The sequence below is a fragment of the Haloferax sp. Q22 genome, from assembly GCF_001482285.1.
Lineage (GTDB): Archaea > Halobacteriota > Halobacteria > Halobacteriales > Haloferacaceae > Haloferax.
Map to the genome: position 1 here is coordinate 137,583 of NZ_LOEP01000014.1, position 18,661 is coordinate 156,243.

The following is an 18,661-nucleotide window of genomic DNA, read 5'->3' on the forward strand; positions in this document are numbered from 1 at the left end:
CAGTATTTGACGCCGAAGTCGGGTCAGTACTTGACGCCGAAGTCGAGAATTTCGTCGGGGTAGTCGCCGAACTGTGCGTCCGTCTCCCGTCGAATCTGGGCTTTCGCGCGCCGCGCCTCCGCGAGCAGGTCCCGGAGGTCGGACACCGGTTCGTCGGCGAGGTCGACCCGGAGGTTGTGGTAGAACTCCGGCGTCGGCGCGTGAACGAGCAGTGCGGCGCTCATCTCGCCGCGGTCGTCGCCGCCCGCCGCCTCGCCGGCTTCGAGCGCCGAGACGAGTCGCTCGGCCATGTCGCCGTCGGCGGACTCGTAGGCCTCGGCGGTCGTCTCGACGACCGCCTCGCTGGCGAGCATGTTGCCCGCGACGGTGTAGTCGTCGCCGACGCGGTGGCCGGCCCACGAGACGCACTCGCCGCCGGTGAAGGCGAACTCCTCGCCCGCGCCGACGCCGTGGACCTGTCGGTACGCGGCGTGGTTGTCGTGGTCGAGGAGAGCTTCGAAGGCGTCGTCGATGCGCTCGCCGGCTTCCGCGCGGGCGACCGCGTCGCGGCCGTGTTCGGTCTTCGTGTACGACTGCGTGACCGCCGCGCCGCCGGCGCTCACGTAGGGGCAGGTCGCGCCGACGGCGACGGTGCCAGTCGTCACCGCCGCGCCGAAGACGTTCGCCTCGGGGTCGCGCGCCGCTATCGAGAAGGTTCCTGGGACGTGTCGCATGGTTCGGTACTGCGCTTCGGTCACGCTCGCGCGGTAAATACTCTCCCTCTCGCGGGGCGGACCGGTGACGCGGGTGGTATCCGAGCGCAGCGTAACAGTTAGTTCCCTGTCAAACCCCGCCCCGGGTCCCGTGTCCTGTTTCTATTCTCGACTGCCACAATAGAATTCCCAATAAAATACATTATTGCTCAGCGCAATATCTTATTTATCGGAGTTTCTTATCCGGATGTTTTTGAAATAGACGTGAATAATTGCATTGTCATCCCAGATTCGAGCTGAGCGGAAAAGCTAATCTGGGGGCCGTTCTGCGGTGGCGTAGTATTTGTGTTGACGGGCAATACCACGTGTCTCTCGGGCTGGCGGTCGTCTCCAACGCTTATGTTGTCGCGGTGGCAAGACCGACGTATGAGACTGGGTATCGGTCGAACCGGCGTGGCGATTCTCGTCGCGCTGTTCGTCATCCTCGGTGCGGAGGACGTGTACGTCTGGGCCGTCGCCGGAACCGTTCCCGGAGTCGAGTTCTTCCTGGCGCTCGTGTTCGTTCTCGCCGTCGCATTCGTGGCGATTCGGGAGGCACGGGCGCACCCGCCGAGTCGGTAGTCGTTGGGCGGTCGGAACGTGGTTTTCGCCCGCTAGTCCTGCCGCTCCCGGCAGTCGAGCGGCGCTTCACAGCAGGCGGATCGATAGGCGGACGACTCGCGGACCAGTTTGCACTCGCGGTAGCGGTAGGCGACGTCCGCGCCGCAGGCCTCGCAGGTGAGGGTGTACTTCGGTTCCGCGAACCGGCGGACGCGGACCGGCGCGTCGACCGCCTCGGCGCGGCGCTTGAACGCCGGGCCGTGGTCGGTCGCGCCGAACGCCTGAAACTGCTCGACGTGAACCAGTTCGTGTCGGAGCGTCGCGGTCCACTCCCCGCGGTCGAACGACTCGAACGCCCGCCACGACAGCGACATGGTACACGTGGGTGCGATGTCGAGTTCGACCGACTGCGAGGACGTGCCGGTCCACCGCCTCGGCTCCCCGACCTCCGCGTCGTCAACGTTCGGTGTCTTCACCGCCGCCGCCCGCCGCTTCGCGCGGGTAGACACTTCCCACTGGACCCGGTGTAAGTCCACGTCGAAATCGTATTGGCTCGCCGCGTGGCGGCAGTACGTCCGTGACCAGCTCACCAACTCGTCGCCGGTTTCGATAGCGTCGTACCCGCCGGGGCTCCCATCTTCGTGTCCCACGATTCCGAGCCGTGGTTCGGAGCGAGCCGATATGTGTGTTGTGCCCACCCGCAACGGTCACCGACGAGCGGTGTTGATTCGGGTGTGGGTGTGGATTAGTGCGGGTATGGATGTTGGTTCGGGTGTGGGTGCAGGTGTGGACGCGGTCAGGCGGTGAGCGTCGTTTTCTCGTCGGACACGAGCGCCCGCACCGCGTCGAACAGCCGCTTCGCGCTGTCTCGGGACGTTCCTTCGACGGTCGCGCGAAGCACGCGCTCGGTTCGGCTCGCCCTGACGACAAACCACGCGTCGTCGCGCTCGACGAAGATTCCGTCGTCGGTCCGAACGTCGTCGAAGCGTTCTTGGCACTCGGTCGCCAGTCGCGTCATCTCGCGGGCGCAGTTGTCGACCGCGAACGAGTCGAAAAACAGTGGGTACGCCGCCACGTCGCCCGCCTGCTCGGAGAGCGCGTCTCCCTCGTCGACGAGCCGCGCGAGGCGAATCGCCGAGAGCGTCGCGTCCGGGCAGGGCGACTCGGCCGGCCACTGGTAGACGCCGGTCGGCTCGCCGCCGAAGACGACGTCCGCGTCCGCAGCCGGTCCGGACCCCGGAATCCCGTCCATCTCGACCCGGACGATGCTCCCGCCCGCGTCGGAGACGACCTCTCCGATGCGACGGCTCGCCTCCAGCGGCACGGCGACGCGGGCGTCTCCGTCCGCATCGCGGACTGCCTCGCGTGCGAACAGCCCCAACAGCGCGTCTCCGCCGACGACCTCGCCGGTCTCGTCGACGGCCACGAGGCGGTCCGCGTCGGCGTCGTGAGCCAGACCGATATCGGCGTTCGAGGCCGCGACCGCTCGGCGGAGCGTCCCGCACGCATCGTCGCCCGCGGCGACCCGACGGCGCGGAAACGAGTCGTCTGCGGTTCCGTCGAGGCGCTCGACGTCGCAGCCGAGACGTTCGAGCGCCTCGGCCATGATGTCGTCGTCCCGCTCGCCAACGTCAACCACGACGCGCGTGTCGGAAACCGAAGTTCGTCCCTCGCAGAGATGGTCGAGGTGATGCGCCGTGGCGTCGTCCCAGCGACGTTCCTCGCCGATTTCGTCCCACGGGGCGACCTCGGCCGACGAGCCGTTGACCCGGCGGACGACCCTACTCTGTCGCTCCCACGAGAGGCGCGAGCCGTCGTCGTCGAACAGTTTCAGCCCGGTGTCCTCGGCGGGGTCGCTGACGGTCGTCACCGCCACGCCGGCGTCGCCGCCGAGTCGCCTCACGCCGTGAGAGACGGTTGGGCTCGCAACCGGTCCGAGTCGATGGACGGTGCCACCGCACTCGCAGACGCCGGTTGCGACCGCATCCGCGAGGAGACGAGCGCTGTCGCTCGGGTCGTGACCCACGACGATTTCGTCACCCATTCCGGCGAGGGCGCGACCGGCTTTGAGGGCGAGTTTCGCGGTCACCTGCGTCCCGTACGAACCGCGAATGCGTGATGGTGCGAACATACCCCACTGTCCGTCCAAGGGATGTTTACTATCGGTCGGATAATGTCGGTTAGCGTCGCTTAGCGTCTGACAAACCGGCGGCTTCGGTCGTCGAGGCGTCGGTATTGGTCTCGATGCCAGTGTCGGCGTTGGCATCAATGCTCGCGTCGGCGTCGGTATGGTCCGACATGATTTCGTACACCACGACCCCGTCGTTACCGTAGACTCGTCGATACCGGGGACTGTCGGCGAGCGAGGCGCGAAGCCGCTCGGTCCCGTCTTCTTCGAGCCCCCGGACGGTGTACGTCCCGCGGGGGACGTACAGGTAGTCGGGCGAGACGCCGACGGACTCCATCGACGCGGTCACGCAGGTCGCGTTCTCGCAGGTGCTCGCCGTTTTGAACGCCGAAATCTGGTCGTAGTACCTGTCGGGGCTCTTCCATTCGACGCCCCACGGCCCCACGAGCATCGTCCGCTTCGCGTAGTGCGGGAACAACTCGGCCGCGTCCGAGAGCACGACGAACGACGCGTTCGCATCGGTGTTGTTTCTCGCCCACTCCATGGCCTCCCGGTCGTCGTCGTCCATGAACGATGGGAGACTCGGACTGCCGTGGTGTGCCGCGCCGAGACCGCTCGCGGCGTAGAACCCGCCGAGGCTCGTCGCGACGACGAGAACCACGACCAGCGACGAGGCCATCAGCTGCCGGTTGTCGAGCGACCCGCGAACGCTGTCGGTCAGCCGCGGCACGACGACGCCGAACAGCACTGTCGAAATCATCATCGCGCCGGCGACGAACTGGAAGCGCTCCTTTCCGATGACGTACGCGCAGACGAAGAGCCAAAGCGGTAGCGTGAACTTCTTCCGAGAGCCGAGCACGGCTGTGGCGGCGAAGCTCGCGAGGAAGAACACCGTGACGACGGTCGGGTCCAGCGGATAGACGAACTGGTCGAGGAGCCGACCGATGCCGCCGGCGATACCGCTGTGACTGCCCGCCGCGCCCGCGAAGGCCCCGATGCCGTGAGTGGTGACGACGTTGACCCACCATGGTGCGGCGAGGACAAGTCCCCCGAGGGCCACCGCGGCACCGCTGACGAGGCCGGGGAGTGTCCGGTCGAGCATCGCGTAGAGGACGAGCCAACTGACGCCGAAGAAGACGGTGTACGTCGGGTGCGAGAGGACGGTCAGCCCGAAGCAGATGATACCGGAGCCGACCCACAGCGGCCGCCGAGTGCCGCGGCGGAACAGCCTCGCCCCGACGTAAACCCCGCAGAGAGACAGGAAGAACGCGGACACGCGGACGATACCGCCGGCAGAGAGGTGCCACTGGAGAACCGGCGGCGTGACCGCGAGAATCGCCGTCGCGACCCCTGCCTGCCGCGGCGTCGGGAGGAGTTCGAGCGCGATGCCGTAGTACGGCACGAGATAGAGAACCGTGACGACGGTCGGGAGGACGAGGCTGAGCGTCGTCCCCGAGGCGCCGAGGTCGGTCAGGAACGCGACCACGTAGAACTGGAGCGGTGGGTACGCGAACGGAATCCCACCGTCGTAGTACGGTATTGTCGTCGGGAGCGCGTAGCCGTTGGCTCGAATCTGCTCGGCGATTTCGAGGTACAGCCCGGACCCGTAGGCCGGGTAGTCGTGGGTCACCACGTACGTCACCGAGACGACGAATCCGGCGATGAGGGCGAGTGCGAACCACGCGTGGCTCTCGCGGCCGAGGCCGGGAACGCCGTTGGTGAACGCGTTCGCGCGGCCCGGTGCCGCGGGGTCGAGACCGTTCGCCGTGTCGTCGGTCGTTGAGTTCATGGAGTAGCTCTCACTTTCGTTTTCGAAGCGAGACGGGGTTCGTGAGCGAGACGCGGTACGGGAGCCACCGCAGTTCGGCGGCGGCCCACGCGAGTCCGACAGCGAGGGCGAGACAGGACACCAGCAGCTCTGTGACGCCCATCCACTGCGGGAGGACGTAGTAGACGGCGTTCACGACCGGTCCGGGGAGTACCGACGACTGAGACGGGCTGCCGTCTCCGAGCGGCGAGCCACCGGCCGTCTGGTTCTGGAGGTCGAGTTCGTGTGCCGGCGGACCGCCGGCGCTCTCGTCGCCGGTCCCGAGCCGCTCGGCCTCGTAGGGGAACGCGACGGGGACGCTCCAGACGACCTCACCGGTCTCGTCCAGTTCGAACACGCGGTTGCCGTTCGAGTCAGTCACGAGCGTGTGCCCGTTCGGGAGTCTGTCCGCGTCGCGCGCCCACTGGAGTCGCTTGTCCTGCCAGACCCACGAGCGAACCCACTCGCCGTCGTCGTCGCGGTATTCGACGAGACGGTTGTTCTCAGAGTCGGCGACGAGGACGGCGTCGTCGCCGTCCGGGTTCTCGATGTAATCGGGATTGTGCTGTTCGTAGAGGACGTCGTGAGACCCGTTTCCGAGCGTCCGGTTCTCGACGAGACCGGTCTCGCGGTCGAGGTACACCACTCTGTCGTGGTTGCGGAGGCTGACCTGAATGAGCCCGCTTTCGAGCACCTCCACGTCGTTGAGGTGGGTCCAATCGGACGGATACGGCCCGCCGGTCGTCGCGGGGTCGAACGCCGCCTGCGCGTCCCATGACCACTCGACGATGCCCGTCGTCGTGTTCACGACGAACACGCGGTCAGCGGCGATATCGGCGACGACGTACGTCGAATCGCTCAGCCTGTCGCCGTCGTGCCACCGCGTCGAGTGTTTCCCGACGGTCACGCGACTGTAAATATCCTCGACGTTCCCGGTGGTGAGGTTCACGCGCTCGATACCGTTTCGCGTGCACACGCTCTCGCCGCCGCACTCCTCGGGGGTCAGGTGGTCCGCGTAGAGGTACTCGACTGTCGCGTTCGTCCCCTCGACGGGGTCGACATCCCAGTAGCGAGTGTGGGAATCGTCGTAGTATCGCCGCTCACCGTCGGCTCCGAAGGCGACGAGTTCGGCGTTCGCTCGCGGCCCGTCGCTTTCCCGTCCGAGCCACGTGTTCGAATCGGTCGCGATGACGGTCGTCCCGTTCGCGGGCGCGACCCGTGCGCTCTCGCCGGTCGCGTCCGTCACCGCCGCGGTCGGCCGGCTCAGGTACGCAGCTCCGACGATACCCGTGCAGACGAGGAGGGCGACTGCCGCGGCGACTCGTAGATGCGTCCGCTCGACCATTGCGTAGTCGTGGGTGGGTGGACGGTCTTACTATCTGGATGCTAAACCGCGGATGCGCCCGTGCCCACCGACGTGGAATCCGTCCACTCGGACCTTACGCACGGAATAATTAGGGTCCCGAGGGCGGGAATACGACACAATGGCGTCTCGTCTCGGGGCGGCCGAGAGCCTCGTCGTCCTCGGTGTCGTCCTCCTGTTGGCGACGGCAGCGGTGCCGACCGCGAGCGTCGTCGACTTCGGCGCGAACGGGGGTGTTTCGACGGCCGCGACGACCGAACCGGCACCGAACGGTCCGAAATCGGCCGCCGACGTTCGGCTGGTCTCGGTCGGCGACCGGGGTGACAGGCTCTGGCCGTTCACCAGCCGTGACCGGTCGTTCGAGACGCTGACGCTCCCGGTGAACGTCGTCGTCGAGGGGAACCCCGCCCGGGTCCGCTCGCTGCTCATGTACTCGCGCGACGCGACGTGGGACGAGACGAACGAGTCGTGGCAACAGGCGTCCACCGAACAGCCCCCCACCGCCGAGGCGGGCACTCCGTGGGGGTCGGCCACGGGCGCAGACCGGTTTACCTTCGTCGGCACCGCGGACTCGGGCGGGCTGTGGATTGCGGAGTCGATGCAGCTCCACGACGGGACGTACTTCGGGAGCCGCATCCACCTCCGCCTGTACGGCGGCGGGACGCCGGACGACTCGTGGACGGCGATTCAGGCCCACCGTGACTACTGGGACTGGTTCCGGCTTCGGCACACGGTGACGAGCCTGTCCGGCCCGCAACACGTCGTCGAGCGGGACCTGATGCGGCAGTCGACTGTCGTCGACGTCCGTCGCGAGCGGTTCGCCAACGGCGGCATCATCGACGCTGACGGCTGGGTGTCGGTTGTCGAACTCGGTCCGCCACAACTCTCGACGCTCCCGAGAGACGACGTGCGCCGCTCCATGCCCGTCGAGTCGGCGACCAGTTGGAGTGAGGCCGCAGAGCGCGCCGGCTCCGAACGCGGCGGCACCCCCTCGGTACTCGATACGCCCACGAGGGCGGCGGGCGTCGGAACCGTCCTGTCCGTGCTCGCCATCGGCTTCGTCGGCGTCGGCGGCCTCGCCGCGCTCGCCACTCGCCGAGACGAACTCGGCGCGCTCGTCGAGCGTCTCCGCTGGTCGCGCCTCGCCGACGACCGATTCCAGCGCGTCGTCGCGCTCGCGGTCGCTCTCGTTGCGCTCCCGGTTTTGGTCCGCTCGGCCGCTCTCGGACTCGAACGCGTCGTTCCGAACCATCCGAAGGTTATCGCCGGACTGCTCTTTCCGGTGTTCGCGTTCACGCCGGCCGTCCTCGCCGCTCACCTGCCGCGGGGGTACTCCTCGGAACTGTGGTTCGGCACCGCGTTCGTCGGCTACGGGACGGGTCTCGTCGCCGACTTCGCGATGATAGGAGTCGCCGTCGTCCCGGTCGAAGTCGTCCTCCACCGGTTCGCCGTGCTCGTCGCGCTCGGCTGTCTCGCCGTCGCCGGCCACCGTCGATTCGAGGCGTCGGAGCCCCACCGAGCGCCGCTTTGGGCGGCCGTTTGCCTGTGGTTGCTACTGTTCGCGTGGCCGCTTTTCTTGGGCACCTAGGCGCTTAGCCCCCGGATAATAACGACACCGCGCCCCAAGACAGTTACCTGCCCTCCCGTACATGTCATCAACACGGCTCTCTAGACGGTCGGTTTTGGCGCTCGCAGGCGCGAGCCTGACCAGCGGGTGCGTCCGGCAGCTCGAATCGACGGTCTCGCGCGACGAGCGGACGCCGCTTTCGCTCTCCATCAAGACCGTCCCCGCGGACGCCGACGCGGCGGCGACGAAGCTCGCCCGCTACCTCGCCACTCGCCTCCAGGCGGTCGGCGTCGCGGCGACCGTGGTTCCGATGAGCCGGGAGGAACTCCTCCGCGACGTGCTCTCGAACCACGACTTCGATATCTACGTCTCCCGGCTGCTGCTCCGGCGCGACCCGGATTTCCTCCGTCCCCTGCTCCACTCTCGCTACGGCCCGGGACGCGGCTGGCAAAACCCGTTCGGATACGGCGACCTGTCGTTGGACTCGCTTCTGGAGCGACAGCGGACCGAGACCGGCTCCGTCCGCGCCGCGACGCTCGCTGAGATTCAACGGCGCATCGTGGAGGCCCAACCGTTCACGCCCGTCGCGGCCCCGCGCCCGGCTCAGGCGACGCGGCCGGTGCGGGTCGACTGGCCGGACGGCGTTGGAATCCACAGCCTCACGGGATATCTCGGTGCTAGAGCTGTCACCACCACGTCGACCGCCTCGCGGACCGAGTCGACAGCCACGTCGTCGGCGACGCCCGCACCGGCCGAGCAGTCGACGCCCGCCCCGACCTCGACGCCTGCGACGACGACCGACGAACCGACCGCTGAAAACGAACTCCGAATGACGCTGGGCGACTCGCGCCCGACGGAGAATCTCAACCCGCTTTCGACGCCGTTTCGGTCGGACGGGACGCTCCTCGACCTCGTCTACGACTCGTTGGGTCGTCCGGTCTACGACCGGATGCGGCCGTGGATGGCCGCGTCGTGGGAGTGGGCCGACGGGGACGAGACGACGCTTTCAGTCCGGCTCCGCGACGACCTCGCGTGGCACGACGGCGAGCCGATAACGGCGGCGGACGTGTCGTTCACCTTCCGGTTCATCTCCGACACGGCGCTCGGCTCGCTCGACCAGCCGGTCCCGTCGCCGCGGTACCGCGGCCGCGCCTCGCTCGTCGAGTCGGTCGACGCCGCGTCCGACCGCGAGGTGACGATTCGGTTCGGCGACGTGAGCGAACCGGTCGCGGCGCGCGCGCTGACGATCCCGGTGCTCCCCGCACACGTCTGGGAGCCGTTCGCCCGCCCGACGAGCGTCTCGTGGCTCGACGGCGGCAACGTCACCGAGGCGCTCGTCCGGAACAACCTCGAACCGGTCGGAAGCGGACCGCTCCGCGTGACGGAAACGGCGGCCAGGGAGTCGGTTTCGATGGAACCGTTCGAGGACCACTTCCTCGCCGCCGACGCGCTCGACGGCCGACTGTCCCGGTTTGACGGCGGTTTCTCGTTCGACTCGCTGCGGTTCGATGTCGTTCCCTCCGACGGCGCTGCCGTCGAACTGCTCGCGACCGACGCCGTCGACGCGACGGCGAACTCGCTGTCGGCCGATTCGAGGGCGGCCGCGGCGGACGAACCCGGAATCTCCGTTCGCACCAGCCGTCCCGAGTGGTGTTATCACATCGGCTACAACCACCGACGGCCGCCCTTCATGAACCCCAGGTTCCGGCGGGCGGTCGCCCGGCTCGTCGACCGCGAGTTCCTCGTGGACTCGGTGTTCGGCGGCGAGACCGAACCGGCGTCGTCACCGCTGGTCGCGACGACGTACGTCCCATCGGGTGATGCGTGGGACGAGGCCGTGTCCGACCTCGAGTTCGTCGGCGACTCGGGGACCGGCACGCTCGACGCGGAGCGAGCGCGGTCGGTGTTCGAAGACGCGGGATACGCCTACTCGGGCGACGGCGACCTCCTCATTCAAGAATGATCGCCGCTCAGTCTTCGATAGGCGTCTCACCGCTCGTCGCGGTTCTCGCCCGCGTGCTCGGCGGTGCGGCTGTCGCGTTGGCGCTCGCAACGCTCACTATTATCGGGCCGTCGCGTCTCGCGACGGCGTACGGGTCGGGGAGCGACCGCTTGCGCGAGGCCGCGCCGTACCTCTGCCTGCTGGCGGTCGTTCTCCTCGTGAACAAGGTCGCCCGCGGCGTCGGCCCGGAAGTGTCGTGGGCGCTGGGCTGGAACGCCACCGGCGTCATCTACGCTATCGAGGGGAACTTCGTTCAGCACGTTCAGTCGCTCGCGACGCCGATGCTCACCGCCGTCCTCTCGCGGGTGTATCTTTCGGGATACGTCTTTCTGCTCACGTTTCCGTTCGTCGCGTACTTCGCGGCGGCCGACGAGCGGCCGCTGAAACTCACCGCGGTCACGTACGCGGTGAACTACGCCATCGGCCTGACCTGCTACGTCCTGTTTATCTCCTACGGTCCCCGTAACCTCCTGCCGGGACAGGTCGAGTCGCTCCTGTACAGCACCTACCCGCAGACGCAGATACTCACCGGCGAGGTGAACGTGAACACGAACGTGTTCCCGTCGCTTCATACGTCGCTTTCGGTCTCAGCGGCGGCGATTGCGATTCGGACGCGGGAGACGTACCCCGCGTGGGCCGTCGTCGCGTCGGTGCTCGCCGCCGCGGTCGCGTTCTCGACGATGTACCTCGGGATTCACTGGGGGACCGACGTAGTCGCCGGCGTCGTCCTCGGGGTCGGCAGCGTCGCGTTCGGCGATTGGCTCGTCGGCCGCCGGTCCGCGGACGCGTGACCCTTACCGCCCGGATAATAAGGTTCGGCCGATTCCTGCGGTCGGTCGTGAGCGCCATCATTACACTTCGAATCCCGGCGTCCGCGTTCGTTCTCGATGATGTCCTCTCACGCAGTTCCATCACCGAGGCGCGTCTGGTTCGCTCCGTGCAACTCGATGGGCCCACGCTCTCGCCACTGCTGTGGGTCCGGAGCGACGACCCAGCGCAGATCGCGTCGTCGCTTCGTGACGACCCGAGCGTTGGTTCGGTCGCGCCGTTCGCCTCGTCAACCGGCGGCGGCGTCTACCGCCTGAGCCTCAGACCGCTCGCCGACGAGTTCATGCGACTGTTCGCCGACGGCGGTCTCAGCGTTCTCGACGCCCACGGCCGAGACGGTGAGTGGGTGGTCCGCGTCTTCGCCCGCGACCGCGACTCGATCGGGTCACTCGGTGACGGATGGCGACGCACCGGGCCGGAGTTCGATGTCGAACGAGTTCGGTCGCCCGAGAACCTCGGAGACCCGACGCGGTTCGGACTGACCGACCGGCAGCACCACACCCTCGTCACCGCGTTCCGACAGGGGTACTACAGCGTCCCCCGCGATTCGGGTATAAGGGAGCTCTCGAACACGCTCGGTGTCACCCATCAGGCGACCTCGCAGCGGCTCCGACGCGGTCACGAACGGCTGATTCGGCGGGCGCTCGTTGAGCAGCCGTCACCGAGTCTCCCTTATTAGGCGCTTGCACTTGCAACCGATAAGACGAGAGGTCTAGTCGATATACCAACTGTTGGAATGAGTACTCGGTGCGAACGACAGAGCCGTACGCTGTGACCTCTCACTGAGCAGTCGGTCCGAGGGACCGACTGCGCGCTCTGTTCTGTCGGTTCCGGGACCCTACGCGTCCCATCGATCGCGTACCCCGCCCCGACGGTTCTACCGTCGTCGAACGCTCGGCTCGGCGGGTACTCGTTCCCGCCCCGATATCGACATCGACGAGCCGTCGGCTATCCGGCGACCGAACCAGCAGAGGACCGTTACCGAAATCTATGACACAGAACGCATCCCTAATCACGTTGGTAACACGTACAAAAAGATGAGGAACAGATAGTGAGCTATGGCGGACCGCAGTAACGACGACACCCACTTGGCCGGGACCGTGGCAGGCATCGCCGGAGCCGGGGGTAGTGCGCTCGGGTATCGACGAGCCATTGCCTCGCGTTTCGCGGCCTGCTGGCACGCGTTCGTCCGTCTCGTTGCGTCCCTCTCGAATCGGTCCGGCCGCAGAGACGGTGGGCCACCGACCACCGATTCGGCGGGCACGTCCCCGTGTTCCGAGGGACACGCATCGTCCGACCCCGACGCGAACCGCGGGCTTCTCGGCATCGACCCCGAACTGCTCAACTCCGAGCGCCGAATCCTTCAACTGCTCATCGTCGAGGGCGGGCGACTGCCGCAGTCGCAGCTGGTCGAGCGGACGCGGTGGTCCGACTCGACTATCAGTCGAACGCTGTGTCGGATGGAGACGCAGGGACGAATCGAGCGCTTCCAACTCGGGTCGGGGAAGTGCGTCGTTCTCCCGCAGGACGACGAGTAGCCGAGTCGACCATTCGGTCGCCTCACCGTGACTCCGCTTGGACCTCCGACCGCGTTTGGGATCGAGTCGTATCGCCTCCCGGCGGCGCCACCGACGACACTCGACCGAGCGTGCCGTGAGAGAACGTCTCCGCGCACCGACGCGACGAGGACGCCGGCGTGAGACTCGATGGCGGGCCGGGTGACGCTCCTCTGTCGCGATTCACAGCGCGAGCGTGACCGTCCCGAACAGCATGAACAGGAACACGAGCTGGCGCGCTCGGACGTACGACGGTCCGACGCGGTTCACGTGCCCAAGCCCTGACGTGACGACCGCGAGGCCGACGAACAGTGCGCTCACTGCGACGAATTGTCCCGTGAGCATTGGTTACCGGACCTCCACAGCGGCAGCGATTGGCGTCTCAATCCCGCTTGTTACGTGTCCACGAGGCATGGACGTGAGTTGTGTGCATTGGCATATCCTTATTCAGGCTGTAACTGACACGGAAAAGACGGCGCATTCATAATATCATGTTGTCACTTTCTCGGGTTTTCTGCGTTCGACTCGGCGTCGGCCGGCATTACAGCCCCGGTAAACTGAGCGAAATAGTGCCGCGAGACGAACCGTTCGACTTCCCAAGGATTCGCTGGCGTCACTCCTCGGTGAGGGCGCGGTAGCCGAAGAAGAGGACGACGAGCGCGGCGGGGACGAGGGCGAAAGACGTGTCGAATGGGCTCACGCTCGATGCGGTGACGGCGACGCCGGCGACGCCAACCAAGATGACGCCGACGTTCACTAACCGCTTTCGCGAGACCGTCACTCGGTCGTCAGTCGACTCGGTCGCGACCGAACCTCGGTCCGTGCCTCTCGCGTTATCGAGGGTCGAACCCGGGTCTATCTCGGTCGACGTGCGAGTCGCGTGGGCCGCCTCGTGGGTCGGCGAAAAGACGCGCCCGCTCTCGCGGTGGAAGACGAGACGACCGTCGTCGTCGAGCCGCGGCAAGTCGAAGTCGAAGAGCACGCTGTGTATCTCCTCGTCCGTCGGGACCATCCCGTCCGTCTCGTCTTGGAACCACTCCGAGAGCGCGACGGTCAGCTCGCCGACGGTGTACGGCGTCTCGGAACGCTCGTTCACGAGCGAAACGATGGTGTCTCGTCGTCGAGATTCGGTGACGCCGCCGAGGCCGGGTCTGTCGTCGAGTGAGGGTCCAGATTCCTCTCCGGTGTCGTCGGGGCCGCCCGGTGCCCACGCTGGAGCCATTGACGTTTCCGGCTATGTAATCTATAAAAATAAAACCACGGTGTCCGGCCCCGATGAATCGGTGGAATCGACGCTTCAGTGGCGCTGTGTGCTTATCTAAACCATAATAATGGGTTCCTGGTGTCTGGCACTCGACAGCGGTCGCAGGACCGCAGGACATGCTATGAGACGCACACACCCAAGCGATTATCGACGCGACTGTTCGGCGCTTCACGGCGCGGCGGCTCCGACGCACGGAGGACGACGCCGATGACTGGAGACATCAGTATCGCCTCCCCGGTTCTCGGAGACGAAGAACTCGACCGCATCGAATCCGTCGTCGAGTCGGGGATGATCGCGGACGGCCCCGAGGTACGAACGTTCGAGTCCGAGTTCGCGGACTACTGCGACGCCGACCACGGCGTCGCCACGTCGAACGGGACCACCGCGCTGCACACGGCGCTCGAAGCGGTCGGCGTCGGCCCCGGCGACCGCGTTCTGACGACGCCCTTTTCGTTCGTCGCGACGGCGAACGCGATTCGATTCGCCGGTGCCGAGCCGGTGTTCGCTGACATCGACCCCGAGACGTTCAACCTCGACCCCGAGCGGGTCGAAGCGACCCTCGAATCGCTCGAGTCGGACGTGCAGGCGATGGTCGTCGTCCACCTCTACGGCCTCCCCGCGCCGATGGACGAACTCCGTGACATCGCCGACGACTACGACGTGGCCCTCGTCGAAGACGCGGCGCAAGCCCACGGTGCCGAGTACTTCGGCACGCCGGTCGGGTCGCTCGGCGACGCCGCGAGCTTCTCGTTTTACCCGACGAAGAACATGACCACCGGCGAAGGTGGGATGGTCGTCACCGACGACGAGACCGTCGCACAGAACGCCGCGAGCTTCGTCAATCACGGCCGGGAGACCGACGGCTACCGGCACGTCTCGCTCGGTCACAACTTCCGGATGACGAGCGTCGCGGCCGCGATGGGACGCGCCCAACTCGAACGCCTCTCCGGCTTCATCGAGGACCGTCGCTCGAACGCGGCGCGACTCGACGAGCTGTTGGCCGACACGGACGCGGCGACGCCGACGGTCCCCGATGGGTTCGACCACTCGTACCACCAGTACACGATTCGGGTCGGCAACCGCGACTCGGTCGTCGAACAGTTGGACGAACGCGGCATCGGGTGCGGGATTTACTACCCACGGTGCATCCACGACCAGCCCGCCTACGACTTCCTCGACGTGCGTGCGCCCGGCGCCGAGCGGGTCGCAGAGCAGGCCCTCTCCATCCCGGTCCATCCGAGTCTCACCGAAGCGGAGGTCGAGCGAGTCGGGACCGTCCTCCGAGACGAGGTCTCTATCGAGCCTCCGTCCGGCACTCGCGCGTCTACCGTGGGGGCGTCCGATGACTGACGGCACCGTCGCGGCCGGGGTCATCGGCGTCGGGAGTATGGGGCAGAACCACGCCCGGGTGTACGATGAACTGGGCGACACGGAGCTCGTCGGCGTCTTCGACGTCGACGACGACCGGGCCGAGTCCGTCGCGGACGACTACGGGACGACCGCGCGGTCGATGGACGACCTCCTCGACGCGGCGGACATCGTCTCCGTCGTCGTGCCGACGCAGTTCCACTACGAGAACGCGAAGCGCGCCCTCGAATCGGACGTTCACGTCCTCGTCGAGAAACCGTTCGTCGAAGACCCGGACAACGGCCGGGAGCTCATCGACATCGCCGACGAGCGAGACCTCGCGTTACAGGTTGGTCACATCGAGCGGTTCAACCCGGCGGTTCGCGCTCTCCGCGACCTCGTCGACGACCTCGACATCCACGCGGTCTCGACCGAGCGACTCGGGCCGCCCGTCGACCGCGCCATCGACGACACGGTCGTGATGGACCTGATGATTCACGACCTCGACATCGTCCTCGACATCGTCGACGGCGCGGTCGACTCGTACGACGCCGTTGGAACGCCGGACTGCAGCCACGCGAACGCGAACCTCGCGTTCGACTCCGGGGTGACGGCGTCGCTCACGACGAGTCGCGTCACCCAAGAGAAAGTTCGGGGTCTCACTATCTCGGCGGCCGACTGCCGCGTGAAGGTCGACTACATCGACCAGAACATCGAGATTCACCGCTCGTCGGTCCCCTCGTACATCGACGACGAGTCGCTTGTCCGCCACCGCCACGAGAACTTCGTGGAGACGCTCGCGGTCGAGCAGGTCGAACCCCTCCAGAGCGAGCTGCGGTCGTTCGCGAACGCCGCTTCGACCGGTACGGAGCCCGTCGTGGACGGCGAGCAGGGGCTTCGGGTGTTGAAGCTGACGAAGAAGCTCGACGAGACCGCGCGGGAAACACTCGATGACGGGGCTCCACTGACCTCCACGGTCGACTGAAACACGGGCTTTACCGGGTTTATCACGTGCCTTTGGTGGAACAACAATCCGACTTTCGCTGAATCGCTATCGGGCGCTTCTCGACTGCTGTCAAACGTTCAACAAAGCCGCTGTCTTGCGATTACGCACCGATGAAACAGTCTGAAACAGTCACTAAACTGCTGCAATACGTCTTGATTCCGGTCGGGTTTTCACAACAGTTCGGAAAATCCGGGACGGTGTTGACGCTTTATTGGGGGTCACAGTAACGGTTGGAGCGAGCATGACCACTCAAGTGAACGGTACCGAAAGCGCGCTGATCGACCAGCATACGAATGCGGCCGAGCAGAACACGGAACTTGGGAAGGACGAAATATACCACCTGCTCCAGAACGAGCGCCGTCGGAAAGTTCTCGAATACCTGCGCGACCGCGAGGGACCGGTTCAGATGCGGGACATCGCGGAGCAGGTCGCCGCGTGGGAGCACGATACGACCGTTCAGGCGTTGATGTCCGACCAGCGCCAGCGCGTCTACATCGCCCTCTACCAAGCGCACCTCCCGAAACTCGACGAAGAGGGCGTCATCGACTACAATCAGAGCAGGGGTATCGTCGAGAAGACACCCCTCGCAAACGAACTCGCCGCTCACCTCGAACTCCCCGGCGATGACGACGACGAGATGGACGGCGAGTCCGAGCGACCGTGGGGGGCATACTACCTCTCCGTCTCGGGGCTGAGTACGCTGGCCATCGGTGCATCCGGACTCGGGCTCTTCGGGCTCGGCTCCGTTCCTCACCTCCTCGTCGCGCTCGCGGTCATGAGCGTCTACACGGCCCTCACGTTCTGGCAGGTCCTCGACAACTTCGAGACCGGCGACGAGGACTAACGCTTTTCGAGTTCTACCGCGCAGCGCACGCCGTTCGTCTGGTTCCGACATAAATACCCGCTATATCATGGGGGTTCATCCGTCTCTCGACCCGAACTCTCCAGGCCACCAGATGAAGGTCTCTTGTCATCTGAAGCCGTGAGATTCATATTGCTGAACTAGAATCATCGATACAGCGCAAAATTGGCCCCAATGATTTCAGACGCGCGCCCACCCCGTTCGCGAGCACCCGGTAGAGTCTCTCAATGGCCTACCGCGAGCCAAGCGAACGTCGCGTCACCGCCGAGCCGACGCGCCCGAGCCGAGGTAACTCTTCGATAACCATGTCGTACGCTCGAGCGACATTCGTTCTGGTTCTGCTCGTTCTCTCCGGCGCAGTCGTCCCCGCGCCGGTGCTGGCGATGGACGACGAGACGACCAACGAAACGTCCATCGAAGGGACGTTCACGAACACGGTTCCGGTCGACCAGTCGAGGGAGTCGACGTTCCTCTGGGCGTCCGAACGCAACACGCTCTCGGTCGAGTTCGACGCCCCGAACGAGTCGAACATCTACGAGGTGTGCGTGAGAAACGGGAGCGGCGACCGGGTCGAATGCACCGATAAGAGCGTCTCGTCTGGCACGCAGACCGTCGAGTTCACGTACGAATCCCTCTCGGAGTTCGAGGGCTCGAGCAACGTCTCCGTCGTCCTTTGGAACAGCTTCCCGGGGCAGTCGGAGCAGATTGCCACCGACACGGTCAACGTCACGATACTCCAGAAAGACGGCGACATCGACGGCGACAAACTCAGCAACGCGAACGAACTGTCCAACAACACCTCGATGTTCCTCATGGACACCGACAAGGATAGTCTCCAAGACGGGGCCGAGGTGAAAAATTACGGGACGTCCCCGACGACGCCCGACACGGACGGCGACGGGCTGAACGATGCGGCCGAACTGTCGAACTCGCTGGATCCGACAGACCCCGACACGGACGGCGACGGCATCCCCGACGGCGTCGAGATGCGACTCGGAACGCCCCCGAACGACAGCACTGCCGACACGGACGGCGACGGACTGGACGACGGGTACGAGTACGAACACGGGACCGACCCCGTCGACCCCGACACGGACGGCGACGGGCTGAACGACGGGCTCGAGCGGAAGCTCGGAACGGACGCCACCGACGGCAGCACGACCCCGATGCTCGTGTTCACCGGCGGGACGCTGCTCGGCGTCGTCGCCGTCGGCGGCCGCTGGTTCATCGCCTCGTCGGAGTACCAGCTCGAAGCACCGGTGTCCGCGCCGCAACTGTTCAAGCCGGACGGGATCGACGCGGACGCGGAAGACGACGCATCGGAGTCGCCACCGATGCCGCCGGAGTTCGACCGAGACGAACTCCAGCAGTCGTCACAACCCGTCTTGACCGATGAGGACAAAGTCATCCAACTGCTCCGCGACAACGGCGGCTGGGTCTACCAGAGTAAAATCGTCGAGCAGACGGGCTGGTCGAAATCGAAGGTCAGCCGACTGCTTTCGAGCATGGACGAGTTCGGAACGGTAGAGAAGATCTCTGTCGGCCGGCAGAACATCGTCGCCGAAGAGGGGTCGATGCCCGAGGGTGCGGGGTCACCGTTCGACGAGTGACCCGCGCGGTCGCGGCCGCGTCCCTTTCC

At 66.1% G+C, this 18,661-nt stretch carries 17 protein-coding genes; 10 read left to right on the forward strand and 7 right to left on the reverse strand.

Annotation, left to right across the window (positions count from 1 at the left end; translation table 11 throughout):
* Window positions 1-23 precede the first annotated feature (23 nt).
* Window positions 24-713, reverse strand: a complete 690-nt coding sequence (locus AM590_RS04925; RefSeq protein ID WP_058826532.1) for a DUF1028 domain-containing protein — start codon at window positions 711-713, stop codon at window positions 24-26.
* Window positions 714-1,118: 405 nt separating this feature from the next.
* Between AM590_RS04925 and AM590_RS04930 the strand changes: the two genes are divergently transcribed.
* Entirely contained in the window at window positions 1,119-1,313 is a 195-nt protein-coding gene (locus tag AM590_RS04930) for a hypothetical protein (RefSeq protein ID WP_058566131.1), read from the forward strand.
* A 32-nt stretch (window positions 1,314-1,345) separates the two neighbouring features.
* On the opposite strand, the gene AM590_RS04935 is transcribed toward AM590_RS04930, so the two are convergent.
* From AM590_RS04935 to AM590_RS04950, 4 genes are all read right to left on the reverse strand, one after another.
* Window positions 1,346-1,942, reverse strand: coding sequence for a SprT-like domain-containing protein (locus tag AM590_RS04935; RefSeq protein ID WP_058826493.1), 597 nt, complete (start codon window positions 1,940-1,942; stop codon window positions 1,346-1,348).
* A 146-nt stretch (window positions 1,943-2,088) separates the two neighbouring features.
* Complete coding sequence (locus AM590_RS04940; protein ID WP_082677669.1) at window positions 2,089-3,423, reverse strand: phosphoglucosamine mutase; 1,335 nt, start codon at window positions 3,421-3,423, stop codon at window positions 2,089-2,091.
* 49 nt (window positions 3,424-3,472) lie between these two features.
* Window positions 3,473-5,209 (reverse strand): glycosyltransferase family 39 protein, encoded by a 1,737-nt coding sequence (locus tag AM590_RS04945; protein WP_058826494.1) that lies wholly within the window; start codon window positions 5,207-5,209, stop codon window positions 3,473-3,475.
* A gap of 10 nt (window positions 5,210-5,219) precedes the next feature.
* Window positions 5,220-6,572, reverse strand: a complete 1,353-nt coding sequence (locus AM590_RS04950; protein WP_058826495.1) for an aryl-sulfate sulfotransferase — start codon at window positions 6,570-6,572, stop codon at window positions 5,220-5,222.
* Between the two features lie 139 nt (window positions 6,573-6,711).
* Here AM590_RS04950 and AM590_RS04955 point away from each other — a divergent pair, with 139 nt between their 5' ends.
* From AM590_RS04955 to AM590_RS21090, 5 genes are all read left to right on the forward strand, one after another.
* Complete coding sequence (locus AM590_RS04955) at window positions 6,712-8,178, forward strand: hypothetical protein (protein ID WP_058826496.1); 1,467 nt, start codon at window positions 6,712-6,714, stop codon at window positions 8,176-8,178.
* 61 nt (window positions 8,179-8,239) lie between these two features.
* Window positions 8,240-10,120 carry an ABC transporter substrate-binding protein gene (locus tag AM590_RS04960; protein ID WP_253805868.1) on the forward strand — a complete coding sequence of 627 codons (1,881 nt, stop codon included), beginning with the start codon at window positions 8,240-8,242 and terminating at the stop codon, window positions 10,118-10,120.
* Window positions 10,117-10,950, forward strand: a complete 834-nt coding sequence (locus AM590_RS04965) for a phosphatase PAP2 family protein (protein WP_058826498.1) — start codon at window positions 10,117-10,119, stop codon at window positions 10,948-10,950. The genes AM590_RS04960 and AM590_RS04965 overlap by 4 nt, the downstream gene beginning before the upstream one ends.
* A 47-nt stretch (window positions 10,951-10,997) precedes the next feature.
* A complete protein-coding gene (locus tag AM590_RS04970; protein WP_058826499.1) occupies window positions 10,998-11,666 on the forward strand; it encodes a helix-turn-helix domain-containing protein in 669 nt (222 codons plus the stop codon).
* Window positions 11,667-12,045: 379 nt separating this feature from the next.
* Window positions 12,046-12,525 carry a hypothetical protein gene (locus AM590_RS21090; RefSeq protein ID WP_253244127.1) on the forward strand — a complete coding sequence of 160 codons (480 nt, stop codon included), beginning with the start codon at window positions 12,046-12,048 and terminating at the stop codon, window positions 12,523-12,525.
* A 201-nt stretch (window positions 12,526-12,726) separates the two neighbouring features.
* Here the strand turns inward: AM590_RS21090 and AM590_RS20405 are convergent, their stop codons facing one another.
* Window positions 12,727-12,864 (reverse strand): hypothetical protein, encoded by a 138-nt coding sequence (locus AM590_RS20405; protein ID WP_172795758.1) that lies wholly within the window; start codon window positions 12,862-12,864, stop codon window positions 12,727-12,729.
* 292 nt (window positions 12,865-13,156) lie between these two features.
* Window positions 13,157-13,765, reverse strand: coding sequence for a hypothetical protein (locus AM590_RS04980; RefSeq protein WP_058826500.1), 609 nt, complete (start codon window positions 13,763-13,765; stop codon window positions 13,157-13,159).
* A 249-nt stretch (window positions 13,766-14,014) separates the two neighbouring features.
* Between AM590_RS04980 and AM590_RS04985 the strand changes: the two genes are divergently transcribed.
* The 4 genes from AM590_RS04985 to AM590_RS05000 all read left to right on the forward strand — a co-directional run bounded on the left by AM590_RS04985 (window position 14,015) and on the right by AM590_RS05000 (window position 18,632).
* Complete coding sequence (locus tag AM590_RS04985) at window positions 14,015-15,157, forward strand: DegT/DnrJ/EryC1/StrS aminotransferase family protein (protein WP_058826501.1); 1,143 nt, start codon at window positions 14,015-14,017, stop codon at window positions 15,155-15,157.
* On the forward strand, window positions 15,150-16,139 hold the full coding sequence (locus AM590_RS04990) for a Gfo/Idh/MocA family protein (protein ID WP_058826502.1): 990 nt from the start codon (window positions 15,150-15,152) through the stop codon (window positions 16,137-16,139). The genes AM590_RS04985 and AM590_RS04990 overlap by 8 nt, the downstream gene beginning before the upstream one ends.
* Window positions 16,140-16,401: 262 nt before the next feature.
* Window positions 16,402-17,004, forward strand: coding sequence for a hypothetical protein (locus tag AM590_RS04995; RefSeq protein WP_058826503.1), 603 nt, complete (start codon window positions 16,402-16,404; stop codon window positions 17,002-17,004).
* Between the two features lie 323 nt (window positions 17,005-17,327).
* Window positions 17,328-18,632 carry a helix-turn-helix domain-containing protein gene (locus AM590_RS05000; RefSeq protein ID WP_058826504.1) on the forward strand — a complete coding sequence of 435 codons (1,305 nt, stop codon included), beginning with the start codon at window positions 17,328-17,330 and terminating at the stop codon, window positions 18,630-18,632.
* Window positions 18,633-18,661 lie beyond the last annotated feature (29 nt).